This is a genomic window from Acaryochloris marina MBIC11017 (genome assembly GCF_000018105.1).
GTDB lineage: Bacteria > Cyanobacteriota > Cyanobacteriia > Thermosynechococcales > Thermosynechococcaceae > Acaryochloris > Acaryochloris marina.
Genome location: NC_009925.1, coordinates 3160207 through 3176611 on the forward strand (window position 1 = coordinate 3160207; position 16405 = coordinate 3176611).

At 44.0% G+C, this 16405-nt stretch carries 18 protein-coding genes; 6 read left to right on the forward strand and 12 right to left on the reverse strand.

What is annotated here, in order from left to right; translation table 11 throughout:
• Positions 1 to 100: 100 nt before the first annotated feature.
• The 3 genes from AM1_RS14225 to AM1_RS14235 form a co-directional block, all read right to left on the reverse strand.
• Entirely contained in the window at positions 101 to 694 is a 594-nt protein-coding gene (locus AM1_RS14225) for a hypothetical protein (RefSeq protein WP_012163554.1), read from the reverse strand.
• A gap of 57 nt (positions 695 to 751) precedes the next feature.
• Positions 752 to 1495 carry an SDR family oxidoreductase gene (locus tag AM1_RS14230; protein WP_012163555.1) on the reverse strand — a complete coding sequence of 248 codons (744 nt, stop codon included), beginning with the start codon at positions 1493 to 1495 and terminating at the stop codon, positions 752 to 754.
• Between the two features lie 63 nt (positions 1496 to 1558).
• Positions 1559 to 2149: a TetR/AcrR family transcriptional regulator gene (locus AM1_RS14235; protein ID WP_012163556.1), complete on the reverse strand. Its 591-nt coding sequence runs from the start codon at positions 2147 to 2149 to the stop codon at positions 1559 to 1561.
• Between the two features lie 221 nt (positions 2150 to 2370).
• On the opposite strand from AM1_RS14235, the gene AM1_RS14240 reads away from it, so the two are divergent.
• Complete coding sequence (locus AM1_RS14240; protein WP_041659869.1) at positions 2371 to 2889, forward strand: YHS domain-containing (seleno)protein; 519 nt, start codon at positions 2371 to 2373, stop codon at positions 2887 to 2889.
• Here the strand turns inward: AM1_RS14240 and AM1_RS14245 are convergent.
• The 3 genes from AM1_RS14245 to AM1_RS14255 all read right to left on the reverse strand — a co-directional run bounded on the left by AM1_RS14245 (position 2882) and on the right by AM1_RS14255 (position 5030).
• Positions 2882 to 3811 carry a tetratricopeptide repeat protein gene (locus tag AM1_RS14245; protein ID WP_012163558.1) on the reverse strand — a complete coding sequence of 310 codons (930 nt, stop codon included), beginning with the start codon at positions 3809 to 3811 and terminating at the stop codon, positions 2882 to 2884. The two genes, AM1_RS14240 and AM1_RS14245, sit on opposite strands and share 8 nt — an antisense overlap.
• 88 nt (positions 3812 to 3899) lie before the next feature.
• Entirely contained in the window at positions 3900 to 4520 is a 621-nt protein-coding gene (locus tag AM1_RS14250; protein ID WP_063710522.1) for a DUF4272 domain-containing protein, read from the reverse strand.
• A gap of 39 nt (positions 4521 to 4559) precedes the next feature.
• A complete protein-coding gene (locus AM1_RS14255; RefSeq protein WP_012163560.1) occupies positions 4560 to 5030 on the reverse strand; it encodes a cupin domain-containing protein in 471 nt (156 codons plus the stop codon).
• Positions 5031 to 5112: 82 nt separating this feature from the next.
• On the opposite strand from AM1_RS14255, the gene AM1_RS14260 reads away from it, so the two are divergent.
• The 3 genes from AM1_RS14260 (at position 5113) to AM1_RS14270 (ending at position 7175) form a co-directional block, all read left to right on the forward strand.
• The gene (locus tag AM1_RS14260) at positions 5113 to 5403 is read left to right on the forward strand and encodes a hypothetical protein (RefSeq protein WP_012163561.1); all 291 of its coding nucleotides are present in this window, start codon (positions 5113 to 5115) and stop codon (positions 5401 to 5403) included.
• A gap of 105 nt (positions 5404 to 5508) precedes the next feature.
• Entirely contained in the window at positions 5509 to 6015 is a 507-nt protein-coding gene (locus tag AM1_RS14265; RefSeq protein WP_012163562.1) for a DUF1499 domain-containing protein, read from the forward strand.
• A gap of 2 nt (positions 6016 to 6017) precedes the next feature.
• Entirely contained in the window at positions 6018 to 7175 is a 1158-nt protein-coding gene (locus AM1_RS14270) for an esterase-like activity of phytase family protein (protein ID WP_049783737.1), read from the forward strand.
• Positions 7176 to 7178: 3 nt separating this feature from the next.
• On the opposite strand, the gene lepB (AM1_RS14275) is transcribed toward AM1_RS14270, so the two are convergent.
• Positions 7179 to 7853, reverse strand: a complete 675-nt coding sequence (lepB, locus tag AM1_RS14275; protein WP_012163564.1) for a signal peptidase I — start codon at positions 7851 to 7853, stop codon at positions 7179 to 7181.
• Between the two features lie 120 nt (positions 7854 to 7973).
• Entirely contained in the window at positions 7974 to 8582 is a 609-nt protein-coding gene (gene lepB, locus AM1_RS14280) for a signal peptidase I (protein WP_012163565.1), read from the reverse strand.
• Between the two features lie 245 nt (positions 8583 to 8827).
• Here lepB (AM1_RS14280) and ilvD point away from each other — a divergent pair, with 245 nt between their 5' ends.
• Positions 8828 to 10513 (forward strand): dihydroxy-acid dehydratase, encoded by a 1686-nt coding sequence (gene ilvD, locus AM1_RS14285; protein WP_012163567.1) that lies wholly within the window; start codon positions 8828 to 8830, stop codon positions 10511 to 10513.
• 71 nt (positions 10514 to 10584) lie between these two features.
• Here ilvD and AM1_RS14290 read toward each other — a convergent pair whose 3' ends face one another.
• The 3 genes from AM1_RS14290 to AM1_RS41010 form a co-directional block, all read right to left on the reverse strand.
• Positions 10585 to 11937 (reverse strand): hypothetical protein, encoded by a 1353-nt coding sequence (locus AM1_RS14290; protein ID WP_012163568.1) that lies wholly within the window; start codon positions 11935 to 11937, stop codon positions 10585 to 10587.
• A 203-nt stretch (positions 11938 to 12140) separates the two neighbouring features.
• Positions 12141 to 13421, reverse strand: a complete 1281-nt coding sequence (locus tag AM1_RS14295; protein ID WP_012163569.1) for a hypothetical protein — start codon at positions 13419 to 13421, stop codon at positions 12141 to 12143.
• Positions 13422 to 13813: 392 nt separating this feature from the next.
• Entirely contained in the window at positions 13814 to 14092 is a 279-nt protein-coding gene (locus AM1_RS41010; protein ID WP_148215744.1) for a hypothetical protein, read from the reverse strand.
• A 383-nt stretch (positions 14093 to 14475) separates the two neighbouring features.
• Here AM1_RS41010 and AM1_RS14300 point away from each other — a divergent pair, with 383 nt between their 5' ends.
• Positions 14476 to 15975, forward strand: a complete 1500-nt coding sequence (locus AM1_RS14300; RefSeq protein WP_012163570.1) for an NB-ARC domain-containing protein — start codon at positions 14476 to 14478, stop codon at positions 15973 to 15975.
• Here AM1_RS14300 and AM1_RS14305 read toward each other — a convergent pair.
• A complete protein-coding gene (locus AM1_RS14305) occupies positions 15961 to 16374 on the reverse strand; it encodes an acyl-CoA thioesterase (RefSeq protein WP_010468745.1) in 414 nt (137 codons plus the stop codon). The two genes, AM1_RS14300 and AM1_RS14305, sit on opposite strands and share 15 nt — an antisense overlap.
• Positions 16375 to 16405 lie beyond the last annotated feature (31 nt).

Here is a 16405-nt window from a genome sequence, read left to right on the forward strand (position 1 = left end):
TAGAACAATACGATTTCGTTAAAAAGTAGTCGCTGGATAGGCCAACCCCGAAGAGAGAAGTAGACTGCCACTTCTCTCTTCGGGGTTGCAGAATCAACGATTAGCGATGGAGTAGTTCCCTGCGATGCTTCAACAGCGTATCTATCGCAACTATGCTACTTGCACCTGTTACAGGCACGCCAAAGAGCGGAATTAGAACAATGGGAAACGTGGCAATGTTCTCCATTAGGGGGACTTGTAGCACCGTAAAGGTCAATCCTGTCCCAACTGCGATCGCAAAATCGATCTGACCCAATAGATGAAATACGAGATATTTCTGAAGACTGGGCTGGCCGATCAAAATCAGTGGAACCAATAAACCAACTGCCAAATCGCCATATCCCGCATTGATTACAAATTGTCGGGGAAGCAAGGCTTGACTGCCGTAATACAGGAAAGTGATACCCGCTCCAATCCGCCATAGGTGAAATAGGATCAGGTGGCGAGGATTAAGAGAGGCCAGGTAGGTATAAATGGCTGGAATTGTGTAATACAGAAGCAGTAGCATAGCCAAACTAACGACTACCAGAATAGATAGGCTAGGCAACGGTAGAAGGGTAAACCAATTGAGGGAACCCGCGATGGCGACAGTACTGCCCCAAATCCCTAGTCCAATTAGGATGTGTTGTTCTGTTGGCTTGATGGTGTTCAACATAAAAATCTCCAGTAATGTTGAGGGGCCAGCCAGTTTCAACTGACTGGCTGCAAAGACTTATTCTTCGGTCATCGTGACTTCGACAACGTTTGTCGCAAAGCTTTGATAAGCGCCACCAATTTGTTGAGCCATCGTGTCTGGAAAGACATGAAATTCCCCGGTTTTGAGCGCTGCAATGATGCCATCGGCCACTATAGTGGGAGATTCGGCAATGTCTCCCAGGCCAGCCGCACTGCTCATATCCGTTGCAATTGGACCTGGATGAATGCTGAGTACCCTCGTGCCTTGCTCGCTGAGTAGCTCACGCAACGCTTGAGTCATCGCATATGAAGCTGCTTTGGACGCAGAATAGGTGGCAAAGTTGGCAAAGGTCTTAATGGAGACAACGGAATTGAGTTGGACAAAGGCTCCTCCACCGTTGGCTTTGAGAGTCGGGGCAAAAGCTTGGGCCATTCGAATGAGGCCATACACGTTGATATCCATTTCCAGTTGCAAAGATGCGATCGCATCTTCAGCCAAAGGTGTGGTGCCTTGGAAAGCCCCGGCATTGTTCACCACCATCTGCACATCGGATGCAATTTGAGCAGCGGCAGTAATGGAATCAACGTCGCCTAAATTAATTTGAATTGGGACAATTTTGTCGCCATAGGTTTCCACCAGGGCAGTGGCGCTATCCAGATTGCGAACGGCGGCATAGACTTTGGCTGCACCCTGTTCTATCAAAGAGGTCACTAAGGTTTTGCCAATGCCGCGATTAGCACCTGTAACCAAAATGGTTTTGTTAGCAATATCGAACGTCATGGGATTGTCTCCTGTAGGTAAGATTAAACTTTGAACGATTGGTCTAAGTTGAGCCAAAAAAAATTAACTGCTCTCCAGCAAGGACATTGCCGCTTCCACCGTTCCGTCTAGTAAGGTGTCATCTTCCATAACGCGGCCTAGCAAGGCCATCCCCTGGGTTGTACAGAGCAGTAGCTGAGCCAGGTGACGAGGATGAACGGTAGAACTGATTTCTCCCTGGTCTTGGGCATGGGTTAATGCGGTAGTGAACACATCTTCTAGTTGGCGTAAATAGGTCCGCATCACTTTTGCGATCGCTTCGTCGTGGGTATTAAAGTCAGCAATATTCGTGCCGAGCATACAGCCACAACTCCCCGATTGACTGTGCATGATCTGCCAGTCTTTCAGTAAGTGCTTGAGGTTGCCCAGAGGTGACCCTTCTGCATTCAGGCGATCGCGTATATCCCTTAGGGTGGTTCGAGCGTAGTAATCAAGTGCCTTTAGAAAGAGCGATTGCTTATTGCCAAAGGTGTCATACAGACTTTTCTTACCAATCCCCATATTTTTCAGCAATTCTGAGAGGCTAGCGGCTTCATAACCGTGCGCCCAAAATACTTCCATCGCCTTACTAAGGGCGACTTCAGTATCGAATTGCTTATCGGGACCCCGTGTCATTGCGAACCTATGGGTGACTTGACCATGTATCAAAACTAACATAACTTAAACCAATTGGTCAAGGTTATTTTTAAAGTCATAACTTCGATATGTTATTAATTTTTTTTTGAGAATAAAAATGTTATTCTCAAAAGCGGTCTAGAATAATCACGCAAATACTCTTGTGATGTTTAGGGTTGACGTTACGCTTCTCTCTTTAGCCCATCTTTTCTCAATAGCTTATGAAGCCTAAACCGAACCTGCTCTCGCTTTTTGCAAATACAACTGTGCTGATGATGGCACTTTGTGGGACAGCCTCGCTCATGATTCCTGAGTGGACGAGATTAGCCGCAGCGAATCCCGATACTCGTTCGACGGCTTCCTCAACTCCTATTTTTGTGGACAATGGTGCGGCCATTCGAGGCACAGATCCAGTGGCATATTTTACAGAAGGCGAACCAGTACAAGGACTCCGAGAGTTTGCTTATGAGTGGGAAGGGGCAACTTGGCTATTTGCCAGTGCTGAGCATCGAGACCGATTTGCCGATAATCCACGAGCTTATGCACCTCAATATGGAGGGTTCTGTGCGTATGGCTTGAGTTATGGTGCGTTGGTGTCGACGATGCCAGATGCTTGGTCTATTGTCGATGGCAAGCTGTATTTGAATTACAGTATCGCTATTCAAAATCAGTGGAAAGAAGACACCACCGGTAATATTGACCGAGCCAATCTAAATTGGCTGGATTTAAGTTCTAAATAGTTTTATAAGCTGGAGTGAGACCTGTTTTGGCCATTTCGTAAATTGCTTGCTCGTACCTTGTTAGCAAGTCTAATTGCTTTAATAACTGCATCAGTCGCTGCGAGAGTTCAGCATGATTGATACAGGTACACAGTATCTCAACCGCTTCGTCAAGATTAGTGACATCATAGGTTTTCTGCTCATCGTCCAAAGCTTCGATTGCATCAAATAATTGTTCAAGCCGCTGGGTTGATTCTTGAGTCTTACCCAGTTTTGCAGCACAGAGGGCTAATTGCTCATCTCGTTTGAGCTTTCGCCATAACCATGTAGGGTGTTGTGACAAGAGGCTGTCCATATCAACGGCGAGATAGGACTGATAAGCCGATTGCCAAACACCAAGGTCATGATAGCAATGGGCTTGATATAGAATTGCCATCTGATGATCGGGTTGTAGAGCATGGGCATGCTCAAAGCAACTTAAAGCTTTCCTTTGGTATGGAGATTGAGGCTCATGCCTAGCAGGATGGTTGTAGTACAGTAGCCCTTGCCTGAAGAAAATGTCTGCATCATCAGGGGCTATTGCTGCTGCCCGGTTCAAAGCATATTCTGCATCAAGTGCAATCTGAAGCCGTGTTTGATAATTGGGAGTGTGCCATTCTTCAATCCAATCCAAGGCAGATACGGCTAAGGATATCAAGACCTCGATGTTGTTAGGATCTGCTTTTTCAGCAGCGGTATAAATTCGTTTTAATCCTGACCAGCCATCTTCAAACCTCTCGTGTTCAAGAGAGATTGCTAGACGTCGGAGTAATTCGGACTGATCAGGAGCCAGATCTTCAGCTGTGGAAATAAATTGGGCAATTTTATTGTTTGTGACCCTAATAAGCGATGCGTTTTCCGTAAAGGCTTCAACTAATTCGGAAGGAAGAGGCAACAAGTCCATCAACACGCAAGAATTTTCTGGAGTTTGATGCTCTCAGTGTAGTCAACAAACCGGAACATCAGCTGGTAACTGACATACAAGTTGGATTCTAGGTATCAAGGCGGATATCGTCCCATTCGTCACGACTATGCAGCCATTCAAAAGCATAATGACGTTGGACTAGTACGTCGTAGATTAAGTCGTCTGGAACCGTGTTGCTTTTGAACGCTTGCCGAGCGTAGCAGTGCAAATTGTAGACCCGATTATCTTCAACCCATAGGGCACTTGATGACCTTAGCTTGGCTGAAGCGATAAAGGTGGCAATCGGATCATCCAGTTTGGGCATGATGTCATCTACCAGGGTTGCTGTATTACAGGTTTGGGTAGGCAATCCCAGAGATTGAACTTTAGAGATAGACCACAGCAAGGTCCATTCTGCTTCTATGCGCCAACCTAAACGCCTGCGTTCTTCATTGGTCATTTCCTTGGCGGTGAACCAAGTTTTTTCTAGGGGTGAGACATAATCCCATATCTGCTGATCTTTGAGCCAATCAACTAAACATTTGGAATCCACCCTGTATCCAACAGCTGCAACGGTATGCAGGATGATGGATCGAATTGCAATTTCTTCGACTGAACGTGGGCATGGCTCCCCTACCTGTTCCTTGAAGGGAACGGTTGCTTCGATGCATACGCCATGAGTTTGAGCCCATTCAATGGTGGTAGTCATGATGTGAATGATGGGGGTGGTTTACCTCTTGGTGAGTCCTTAACTGTCTTGATTGAGGTAAGGCCTGCCGTCTTTATGGGTGAATTGCCACCCTTCCTCAACCCATTGAGCCACTAAGTCATCATCGGGATATTCCACCCGATCATCAGAGGTGCGATCGCCAATTTCTAGATAAACTGCATCCGCATCAGACTCATTGCATAAATGGTGGCCATTCGCTTCTCCAGCAGGAAAACCAGCCGCCATCCCTGCTGTCAGATTTTCCTTGCCTGCATTGATTTTCAGAACCAATTCACCTTCCACCACATAGATCAATTCGTCCTGTCGGCTATGCCAATGGCGAAGGGCAGAACAACTGCCCGGTGCTAACCGGACTAGGTTGACGCCAAAGTTTTTGAGACCGGCTGCATCCCCAAGCCGCTGTTTACTGCGACCCGCCACTTGAGCCCTAAAAATCGAAGGGTAGTTGGAGCCAGTGTGGATGGGAATTTGAGAGAGATTGAGTCGCATGGGTGGTCCTAGTGAAGGAGGCTATGATTATTGTGGTGGGTTTCCTCGCCATGTAGAGATTTTGTGGTGAGGATTTTAAGGTATGAAATGGGTTAGAGCCATTGGCGGTATTGCCGTAGCTGTGGGGCTGGTTGTGGGTTGGAAGTTTTATAACCGGTTCAGTATGGCGGCAAACGTCAGACAGATATTTCTAGCAGCCTGTGCTGAAGAGAGTCAATGCACAGGTGCAGTTGACCAGCATTTTCAGTCTTGTTTTGATGCTAACTATCATTGGGGGGGGCGTCGCCAAGCGGGTCATTTAAATGGGAATAAATTTACAGATTGTCTAAGGGAGAAGGCTGGCGCGCCTGTCCTCCCAGATCCATCAAAATAGACGGCTTGTCCTACCCTGTTTTCTTGTGGCTGTCTACAATGCTTATGGGCGGTCTTAAAGGACGGGCTCATCCCTTTTCAAGTTTTGAGGAACATCCTAAAAAATATGCTGCATCGATTGACTGCCTTAGCTTGGGCAAGCTTGGTCTCTATTGTCCTTCTCATGAGCCCTTCGGCTTCTGCTGCGACCTTAGGGGCATTGCCTGGAGCTGCGAGCTTATTTGCTGGCAACGCTCCTGAGTTGGGTGTGCAGGAAGGACAGCTCTCCCCCTGTCCTGATTCGCCGAATTGTGTGGCCAGCCAAAACGCAGATGCAGATCATGCGATCGCACCCCTGTCTTACAGCAGTGATCGCGACACTGCCCGAGAAACGCTGTTAAAAGTATTAACCGTTGTGCCTCGAACCCGAGTGGTAGAGCAGACCAACGATTACATTCGGTTTGAATCCAGCAGTCGATTGTTGGGGTTTGTCGATGATGGTGAGTTTTATTTCCCTGCTGAAGACAACATTATTCAGATGCGTTCCGCCTCCCGAGTGGGAGAGTCCGATCTCAGCGTTAATCGCCGAAGAATGGAGCAAATTCGCCTCGCCCTCCAGGACTTAGGTGTGTAGACGTGACCAAATTACTGCGGTATTGCTTGCCGCTGTTGTGTTGTGTGCTGCTGTTGACGGGTTGTGATCTGCCCCAGGTAACGGCAGAAGCCCGCATCTTCCTCAATCTATCTGTGGATTATTTAGGCGGGTATCAACTCTATGAAACGGAGTTTGACGGGACACGCTTCGGTGGCATTTCTGCGATTACCTATGATCGAAATCGCGATCGCTTCTATGCCTTGTCTGATGACCGGGTGCAACCTCGCTTTTACACCTTGAACTTGCAATTGGATCAAACGAAACCCAATCGTCCCCAGATTCAAACCCTGGAAATTGAAAATGTCACTTTCTTACAAAATGAAGACGCACAGCCTTATAAGACCGATCGAATTGATCCAGAAGGAATCGCCCTGACCCCTCAGGACAAGTTGTGGGTGAGCAGTGAAGGCGTCTCCCGTTTACAGAGTCCCCCTGCTCTAATCGAATTTGATCTGAAAGGTCAGTGGCAACAACAGCTCACCTTGCCCAAGCAATTTTTGCCGATTCCTGCCACTGACGAGAATCCTAACCCACCGCCCCACGGCATTGACGATAATCGCGGTTTTGAAGCGTTGACTCTGAATCCAGAAGGCGATCGCATCTTCGTAGCCATCGAAGCTCCCTTACAGCAAGATTACCCAGACGCCGAGGTGGAAGGAGAAACCCAGCATTACAACCGCTTTCTTCACTATTGGATTGGCGAACCTCAGCCCCAATTTTTAGCCAACTACCTTTATCCTCTCAAGTCGGCTGATCTACTCAAAGGGCTAAACGGTCTGACAGAACTGTTGACCGTGGACAGTGCCGGACATTTCCTCAGCCTTGAGCGATCCTACAGTCCATTTACAGGGTTCAGTGCTGAAATCTTTCAAATGACGACTGCCCTTGCCCGAGATACCTCCAAAATTGATCCCTTACCCAGCGACCTCACCGGTATTACACCCATTCAAAAACAGCCCCTCCTGGATTTGAAGCAGCTCAAAATTCCCGGCAGCAATTTGGAAGGCATGATGTGGGGACCTCAGTTAGCCGATGGCAGCCAGTCTCTAGTTCTAGTCAGCGACAACAATTTTGAGCCGAATGAACCAACTCAGTTCTTGCTATTTCGCCTCCGCCAAGATAGTCAGCTCGTGTCTTAATTCCTATTCGCCGATGGTCACTTCCGCGGGCGGTAAAGTGCCAATGCGATCAAAGGGCAGAAAACGAAAGACAGCTCTTCCTACTAGATCGGCATGGGCAACTAATCCCCAACAGCGACCATCATAGCTATTGCCTCGGTTATCGCCTAAAACAAGGTAATGCTTGTCTGGAATCGTTTGAGGCTTTTCTAAAAAGATAGGAACGGGCGGTTCAATGGGCTGGCTATCGACATCTGAAGTGACATAATTGTTACGGCAGTGGTCTTCGCTAGGTCCAACAGTGACGCCTTCAGCGGTGTAATTTTCTTTAATGGGCTGATTGTTGACCCAAACCACCCCATTTTTGATTTCAACTTGATCACCGGGGACACCCACGACCCGTTTAATAAACGCTTCTTTAAAATTGGCTCGCTTTAAGGATTCAGTAGGATTGAACACCACTACATCACCCCGTTCAGGATCCCGAAAGCGATAGGTGACTTTATCAATGATCAAACGATCATGAATTTGCAAAGTGGGTTCCATCGACCCGGATGGAATAAAGCGGGCTTCCGCGACAAAGGTGCGAATTCCAAATGCCAAAAGTAGACTTAACCCGACCGTCTTGGCTGCTTCCACCCACCAAGATTCTTCTGGTTGTTCCGTTGGTTTCAGATCAGGGGGTTGGGGTTGCGTCATAAAGATAGGTACAGGCCTTGAAGGATAGGGATGGGTTACGTCTTACAAATCAGTTTTCCCAGTAAGTTGATTTATAACACAATCCTGTCTGGTCAGCGCTTGTGCTTGATCACAGCCGTCTTACTCTAAATTTCCAATTCGGTGAACTGGCCAATAGCGAAAGACTGCTCGACCCAATAAATCTGAACGAGATACTAATCCCCAACAGCGGCCATCGTAGCTGTTGAGACGATTATCACCCAGAACGAGATAGTGGTCTGCAGGTACCACTTGGGGTAATCCTAGAAAGGATTTAGATAGAGAGGGTGGACAGACTTGAACAGATGTTTTGGCCTTATGAGCCACATATTGTTCTCGAATCTTGACCTGATTGCGATAGACAGCGCCATCTTTAAGCTCTAATTGATCTCCCGGGATGCCAATCACACGTTTAATAATCGTGTCCATGGAGAGTGGAGCGTCCTGTCGATCGACATGCTGCCGTAAAGCCTGGGGCGGACGGAAGACGATAATATCCCCCCGTTGAGGGGAATTAAATTGGTAAGTGACTTTATCGATAATCAAGCGATCGTGAATTTGCAGCGTTGGCTCCATCGACCCTGAAGGGATGAAACGGGCCTCGGCGACAAAAGACCGAATACCAAATGCCAACAACAAGCTGAGTCCCACCGTTTTGGTTGCTTCTCGCCATCCCACTTTTGTAGAGAAAAAAAATGACTTTTTCAGCATAGCTGGAAAGAAAGTGAATCTTGGCTGTATTGGGGTGTAGTGCTTGCCCTATCGGAATGAGAATAGATACGTCAGCACCCGTTGAGAAAAGCACCAGTGAGTTGCTGTTCAGATTCCCACTCGGTCATCGATTCTGGGACAATAGACAGTTGAGTAAGGTCATTGGTTCCAACCTGAGTTCTGCTACTCACGGGTCGTAATCTTAGCCTTCTCTTGCTTTTGCGTCGTGAACAGAAAGAAGTCGTATGTCTGACAATCGAAATAGCCAAGTCGTCACTCAAGGAGTTCAACGAGCCCCCAACCGGGCCATGCTAAGGGCTGTGGGCTTTGGAGATGATGATTTTACCAAGCCGATTGTTGGGTTAGCGAATGGTTTTAGTACGATTACCCCTTGTAATATGGGCATAGACTCTCTGGCTACACGGGCAGAGGCCAGTATCAGAACGGCTGGAGCCATGCCGCAAAAGTTTGGCACCATCACTATCAGTGACGGCATTTCCATGGGCACGGAAGGGATGAAATATTCCTTGGTGTCCCGGGAAGTGATTGCAGACTCCATCGAGACGGCCTGTATGGGCCAAAGTATGGATGGAGTACTCGCCATTGGCGGCTGTGATAAAAATATGCCGGGGGCTATGCTCGCCATGGCTCGGATGAATATTCCGGCCATCTTTGTTTACGGCGGCACGATCAAACCCGGACATCTAAATGGTGAAGACTTAACCGTGGTTAGTGCCTTTGAAGCTGTGGGTCAGCATAGTGCTGGACGGATTAGTGAAGCCGAGTTAACGGCAGTGGAGAAACATGCTTGTCCGGGTGCTGGATCCTGTGGCGGTATGTATACGGCCAACACCATGTCTTCTGCGTTTGAGGCAATGGGCATGAGCCTGATGTATTCTTCCACCATGGCAGCGGAAGATGAAGAAAAAGCCGTCAGTGCAGAACAGTCTGCCGCTGTTTTAGTGGAAGCGATCCACAAGCAAATTCTGCCCCGCGATATCTTGACCCGCAAAGCCTTTGAAAATGCCATTGCTGTGATTATGGCTGTAGGCGGATCCACCAATGCCGTTCTCCACCTGTTGGCCATTTCCCGCGCGGCTGGAGACTCCCTGACCCTAGATGACTTCGAAACCATCCGGGCTCAAGTTCCAGTGATCTGCGATCTCAAACCATCAGGTCGCTATGTAGCCACAGATCTCCATAAAGCAGGTGGAATCCCATTGGTGATGAAAATGCTATTGGAACATGGTCTTCTCCATGGTGATGCTCTGACCATTACGGGTAAAACCATTGCTGAGCAGTTGGCTGATGTCCCATCAGAGCCTTCCCCCGATCAGGATGTAATTCGGCCTTGGGACAATCCCATGTATAAACAAGGCCACCTCGCCATCCTCCGGGGTAACTTGGCCACGGAAGGAGCGGTTGCCAAAATCACAGGCATTAAAAATCCCCAAATTACGGGTCCAGCTCGGGTATTTGAATCGGAAGAGGCTTGCTTGGAGGCGATTTTGGCAGGCAAGATTCAGCCTAATGATGTGATTGTGGTGCGGTATGAAGGCCCGAAGGGTGGGCCGGGAATGCGAGAGATGTTAGCTCCCACGTCCGCGATTATTGGGGCAGGTTTGGGTGATTCAGTTGGATTGATTACGGATGGTCGCTTTTCTGGTGGAACTTACGGCATGGTGGTTGGGCATGTGGCCCCAGAAGCTGCGGTGGGTGGTACGATTGCCCTTGTGCAGGAAGGCGATCAGATTACAATTGATGCCCATGCTCGAAAGTTGGAGCTGCATGTGTCTGATCAGGAGTTAAAAGAGCGGAAGGAGAAGTGGGAGCAACCAAAACCTCTCTATAACAAAGGGGTTTTGGCAAAGTATGCCAAGTTAGTTTCTTCTAGTAGTGTTGGAGCTGTTACTGATTTAGATCTATTTTGATCATCGTATTCTCTATCACTTATGCCTCAGCCAACGTGAATTAAGCTTCTTGATCTTAGATGATAAAAGATTTAGCTTTTTTCTTCATTAGGAGGAGCACCGGCATTCCGAACATTTAAAATCCGACCTAATAAGTCAAACCAGAATGGAGCTCCCATGGCAATTGCAATAGCAGTTACTAACCAGCCAAGTGTGGCTTTAAATAAGCCACCTTGATGGTTGATTTGTTGTGTAATTTTGGTCCAAGTAATTTTTGGTTCATTTTGCTGTGAGTCAGAAGGCTGTTCTGATGAAGACGGCTGTTCAGTCTGGATAGTTTTCGAGTTCTGTTCCGCTTCAGATAGTGGTTTCTGCTGGTTTTCTTGAGTAGGCTCTTCTTCTTTAGTAGAAGGAGAAGCTTTGTCTATTACAGATATTTTCTGATCTTTCTTAGCTTGAGATGACGGATCTGATTTTTCTGGCGGTGTATAGTTCCAACCAAGAGGTAAAGGGCCTATGGACTCAAGGATAGGATTTATTTCAGAAACAAAGTTATCAATACAGTCTAGAGAAGGGGTGTCTTGAGTGTTTTGATTGCCCTCTGATTGTTTAGAGTCACAGCGAAACAACTCTGAATTTTCTTCAATAGCTGTAGAAAGCGAGGTTGTATATTTTGTAGGTGAATGGTTTAAGCTACGCAAGATTTGAAAAGTATCAGCATTAGCAATAACCGCGACCATAAAACCTAAAAGGAAAGATACACCTCTAGCATTACGCTTGTATACCCCTGAAGATCTTTTCTGGACACTAACAAAGATTTTCTGAATTTGCTCACTAAAATCCGCCAACGTAGCATTGCTACTTTGGATTCTTAAGGCTTCTGTAATTCTTATTAGTGACGATATTCCTGCAATTTTTGGTTCTAAATACTGTAGCTTGTTAGTGACAATATCAACAGTATCATCATTCTTTAGATATTGGGGAGAATCTAGTTGAGATAGTTCATCTTGCAATGTATCGATTAGTGCATTTGCAAAAGTCTCAGAAGAGTCAATATATGAAGGTCCTGTAGAAAATCTAAATTTTGTGCTACGATGATTTTCTAGAAAAATACTTAGAATAAACTGCCATAATCTTCTTACATAATTTTTGTATGTTCGTTGATTCAATGATGCTATTAATGGACTTTCATATAAAAGATTAGTAAGAGATTTCTTACTTTTTTTGCTATTTTTATTTCCATCATTCTCGTCATTTTCACTAGGCATATTGTAGGCATCAACTTTATCTTCACCAAACAATATAAAAAGTGATGTTTTTAATCGATTTGCTCTAAATTCAAGAATCGAAGAGATTGCTTCTTGAATCTCACTGACAATTAGAGACAAAAGCAAATAAATAAAAATCAGATAGATTACAATTTGAATTATTTGAGAAAAAGACATAAATAGTATAAACGATAGAATTTTATATGATTTATTAATAGCAATTATCTATCATAATGATCTGCATTGAAATGTAAAATACTACAAAGATATCGCTATTCCTAAACAAAACTTTCATAAAATTAGATATATAGATTTTTCTAAAAATAAGTTTAAAAAGCAACATATATGTTGCTTTTTAACTATCAGAAGATGCTTTTTATCTAGAAAGTTAAGCCTAATCCAATTGACAATTCGTTAACGTTTTGGCCAGTAAGATCTATATCTCCTACTCTATAATTAACTAATAAATTTGCATTACCAGTATCATCAAGCCGATAAGAAAGGGTGGAAGAAAATAGATGGCTTGTTTCACCATCTCCGGCAATATTCTGCAAAAAACTATACTCAGCTTGCAATCCTAACCGACCGAAAAATTCTGCTTCACGGTTTGCTGGGAAAAACTCGATTTCAAGTTTTGGCCCTGCTCTAAAAAGCAAGTCACCATCTACTCTATCTGTAATATTGCCAGCATCTAATACAGTTGCCAATTGAGTTTCTAAAATTGCACGCCATCTGAAACGGAGGGCATCACCGAAAATCTCTTGGGCTTGACCTAATCCAATATGCCTATTTTTTGGCTCCCATTGAAGCTGAGCTCCAAATATAGAGCTATCAAAATTAGAATCAGTTTGATATAAAAAGTTACCTCGGAAATATTGACTTGGGAAAACACTGCTACCTTGGACTTCAAAATCTGTATTGAGTGCAAAAGTTAAGATATCTTCATCGTCAAAAGCATCAGCACTGTTTTCAACTCTATCTATTTCAATGCCTGGAGTTATTTGGTATCGAGTTAAAGTCAATTTATCTGGCTCTAAATCTTCTTCATTAATTTCGGTTAGTATTGGATAAAAAAGTCCACCACGCACAGTAAAAATTGTGTTGTCAGCTTCAAAATCTCTTGTAAAGTTTAGAATGGCGGAATCAGCTTCTTGTATTGGGGCTAAAGAGTCAAGAATAGTTACATCTTCGATATCTCTTCGTAACCTTATACCAGAACCAGCAATTCCATCTTTCTCAATACTGGGTGGAGGACCAACTATTTTACTAATGTAATCATTTGCCACCTCTAGCGTTAATTGACCATCATTTTTTTGCCTTAAGCTATTTAATTCATCATTCGCAATTTTTAATCTATTAATTTTGACATCATTATTATTTGGATCTGAAATTTCAATGTCATCATTATTAAATGCATTCTTTATCTCTTCAAGAGTGACTATACCATCTGCTGGATCAATATCTATCTCTAAAAATGACGGATTAATTAATTTCATAACAAGCTTTTGCTGCTCATTATTTTCTTCGGAATTATCGACTAATTGATTCCCATTTGCATCAAAATCTTCTGCCTTAATCTGTGCTTTTACTAATGTAGAAAAATTACTAAATAGTAATGTCAAAATTACAACATATATTCTTGATTTAATATTCATATCCATTTTTTAAATCTACTTATATAGAAATCTGAGAGCTGATTTACAAGGCACATCTTGAAGCCTCTACATCCCTAGTTTAGTAATAACTAAAGCTATGAATTTGATAGGTTTATCTCATAAATTCTTGTCTTTAGAAGATTCCAGAAACATAACGAAACAGCTCTGAGTTCGGCACAATCTGAAACCCAATCTTTATGTATGCATATTTCAAAATTTTGCTTAACTTAAGCTTCGAATTGAAGATATAAATGGTAGTTCATACTAATTTCATATAGGATAAACCTAGATATTTTGAAGTGAATAATTTTGCAGTGCTTTAACTACTCAATGTAAATCATTATTCAATAAATATCTCCATTTAAAATCTTCTTGAAGTCTCTATAGAAACAAAACAGTTATATTTTGCCCCAAATAAGTGCTGCAACTTCCGCTACTAATTCACATGCTTGATACTTAGATGGTATGATTGCAACGCCACCTATATCAGCAAAAGGAGCGCCATCTCGGACTGAATTGAATTCGGCTGATAGGCCACTTATTGCACCTTCATCCATCCCTAAATCTTCACGCAAACGTTGCAATAGAGAGTCAGCATCAAGATGTTCTTTAACTCTGTTGTTTACTTCTGATCTACTTAAAGTATGAGATGATCTTGAGACATTATTTGACGTCATAATTTCGCAAATCCTCGAAAAACCACTAAATCTAGCTAATAATCTAAAAATATCCAATTTAAATATTCTCACTCTTAATCAGTAGAAAAAATTATTATATTTTGAATATTCAAATTCACTTTTGATATTCAAAAAAGACTTATACAAAAGATACAAAAGTAATATCTATAAGTCAGTGCTAAAAAGTGACTACTTGTATTAAGAAAGTTTTCAATAAAGTCTTTTAATAACACATCGTTGTTTTAAAAAGTTTGATTGATATCTTCAACTTTAGATTTTGTTTGCATAATCTACTAGCCCAGGCCTGACAAGTATTACAGAAAGATGTGATCTAAATTACATCGAGCTTTGTTGGAATACTCTACTGGGTGCAGATAATCACGATGACTATTGAGGATGCCTTAGCTTTAATTGATACAGCCCTTGATCCTTCTTGCTTCAAGAACCTCCACCAAGATATCTTTCGCTTATCCTGGGAAGGCAAATCCTACCAAGAAATAGCTGAAACCTGCGGCTATGACACTGATTACGTCAGACATGTTGGCTATCAACTTTGGCAAAACCTCTCTCAAGCCTTGGCACAAAAAGTGACTAAAAGGAACTTGCAAGTTGTATTCCGCCGTTTAGAACAACAAAGCCAAATCTTAAGTAATGACGTAGAAGAGATTGCCAGTCTTGTTCCCAAACCTCAACAAGCTAAAAGCAATATCAACGCTTACGTCACTAAAGTTGAACTCGTCTCAGATCAAACAACTTACCCACTCCTATGGTCTGATTCACCCAACTATCTCTATACCAAACATAGTCAGCATTTTGTAGGTCGCCAACAGGAACAGAAAAATCTGATTCAGTGGCTAACTCGTACAGGACAAGACCAAACGCTTCCTGTTCAACTCATTAGTCTTCTAGGCATGGCAGGAATTGGCAAAACCTCCCTAGTACAACAAGTGATTCATCAGATACAAGGTCACTTTCAAAAGGTTATTTGGTGCTCCCTTCGTAATGCTCCAACCTTTAATGAAACCTTCGCCAACATAGTCAATACTGATGAGCAAGAAGCCCTACAATGGCCTACTTATATTGATGCTCAAATTGAAATTCTGATGCGCTATTTCTGCCAGCATCGGTGCTTATTGGTTTTAGATAACTTTGAAACCATCTTGCAACCTGGTCAAATGGGAGGACATTATCGCTCTAATCATCAAGCCTATGGCCAACTCCTCAGGCATTTGATGGATTCCCCTCATCAAAGTTGTGTTCTACTCACCAGTCGAGAACAACCTATTGGCATTAACTTACGCAATCAACCCACCGTGCAAACCCTTTACTTACACGGACTGTCACCTTCAGAAACCCACCTCCTCTTGAACCATCAGGAGGTCAAGACAACCCAAACCGACGCTGAAAACTTAAACGCTTATTATGGGGGCAATCCCTATGCACTTAAAGTCGCAGCGACCAATGTTACATCTTTATTTCACCGCCAAGTTGCTGAATGGATAAAACAAGGCAACTTTGTATTTGGAACCATTCAGCAACTCTTAAAACAACAGCTCCAACGACTAGCGCCTCCCGAGCAGGAGATCGTTAACTTTATTGCTGCAGAAACAGGCAACGTCACCCTAGATCGACTGCATACAGCATTAGTTCTCAAAGATCTCGTTTCAACTACCGATCTTTTACCTGCATTGCAATCTCTTCAGAGTCGTTCTTTACTCTGTAACCAAGAAGATGGTCTACAACTATTGCCGTATCTCCGTGAATATTTGCGTTGTTACCAGACCTCTATTGGTGCAAAGCATAGAGCCAGTACACCCGAAGTATTGACGAGTTTTCAGCCTGCAGCGCTTCTCTCTACTTCTCTGCCCTTAGCTCATGGCTAGACTCCATCGCTGAATCCAGGTCACCAATTCTTTTGGTAGGGGCTGGCGTTGCCGATTAATGGGATTAATACATACATGCCGAATCGTCGCCTTGGCAATCAGACGTTCCCCTTTATTCACCGCTGTAATGTTGTAGCGAACTTCAAATTCATCTTCAGCGAGTTGGTGAGTACTCAGTTGAAGGGTTAACTGATCGCCACAAAAACTGGGCTTGAGAAAATCAATATCGGCATGGATGATTGGCGTTGCCGTATCTGGGTTGCTAAAGAATGTACGAATATCAATCCCCGCTCCCATCAGAGAATCTTCAAAGGCTTCATGACAGATATCAAGGGCGCTGGTGAAATAGACTACCCCCGCAGCATCAGTATCTTGGAGACGAACGGTACGTGTGTACATGGGCCACTGTATAAAACTGAATATTAAGAGG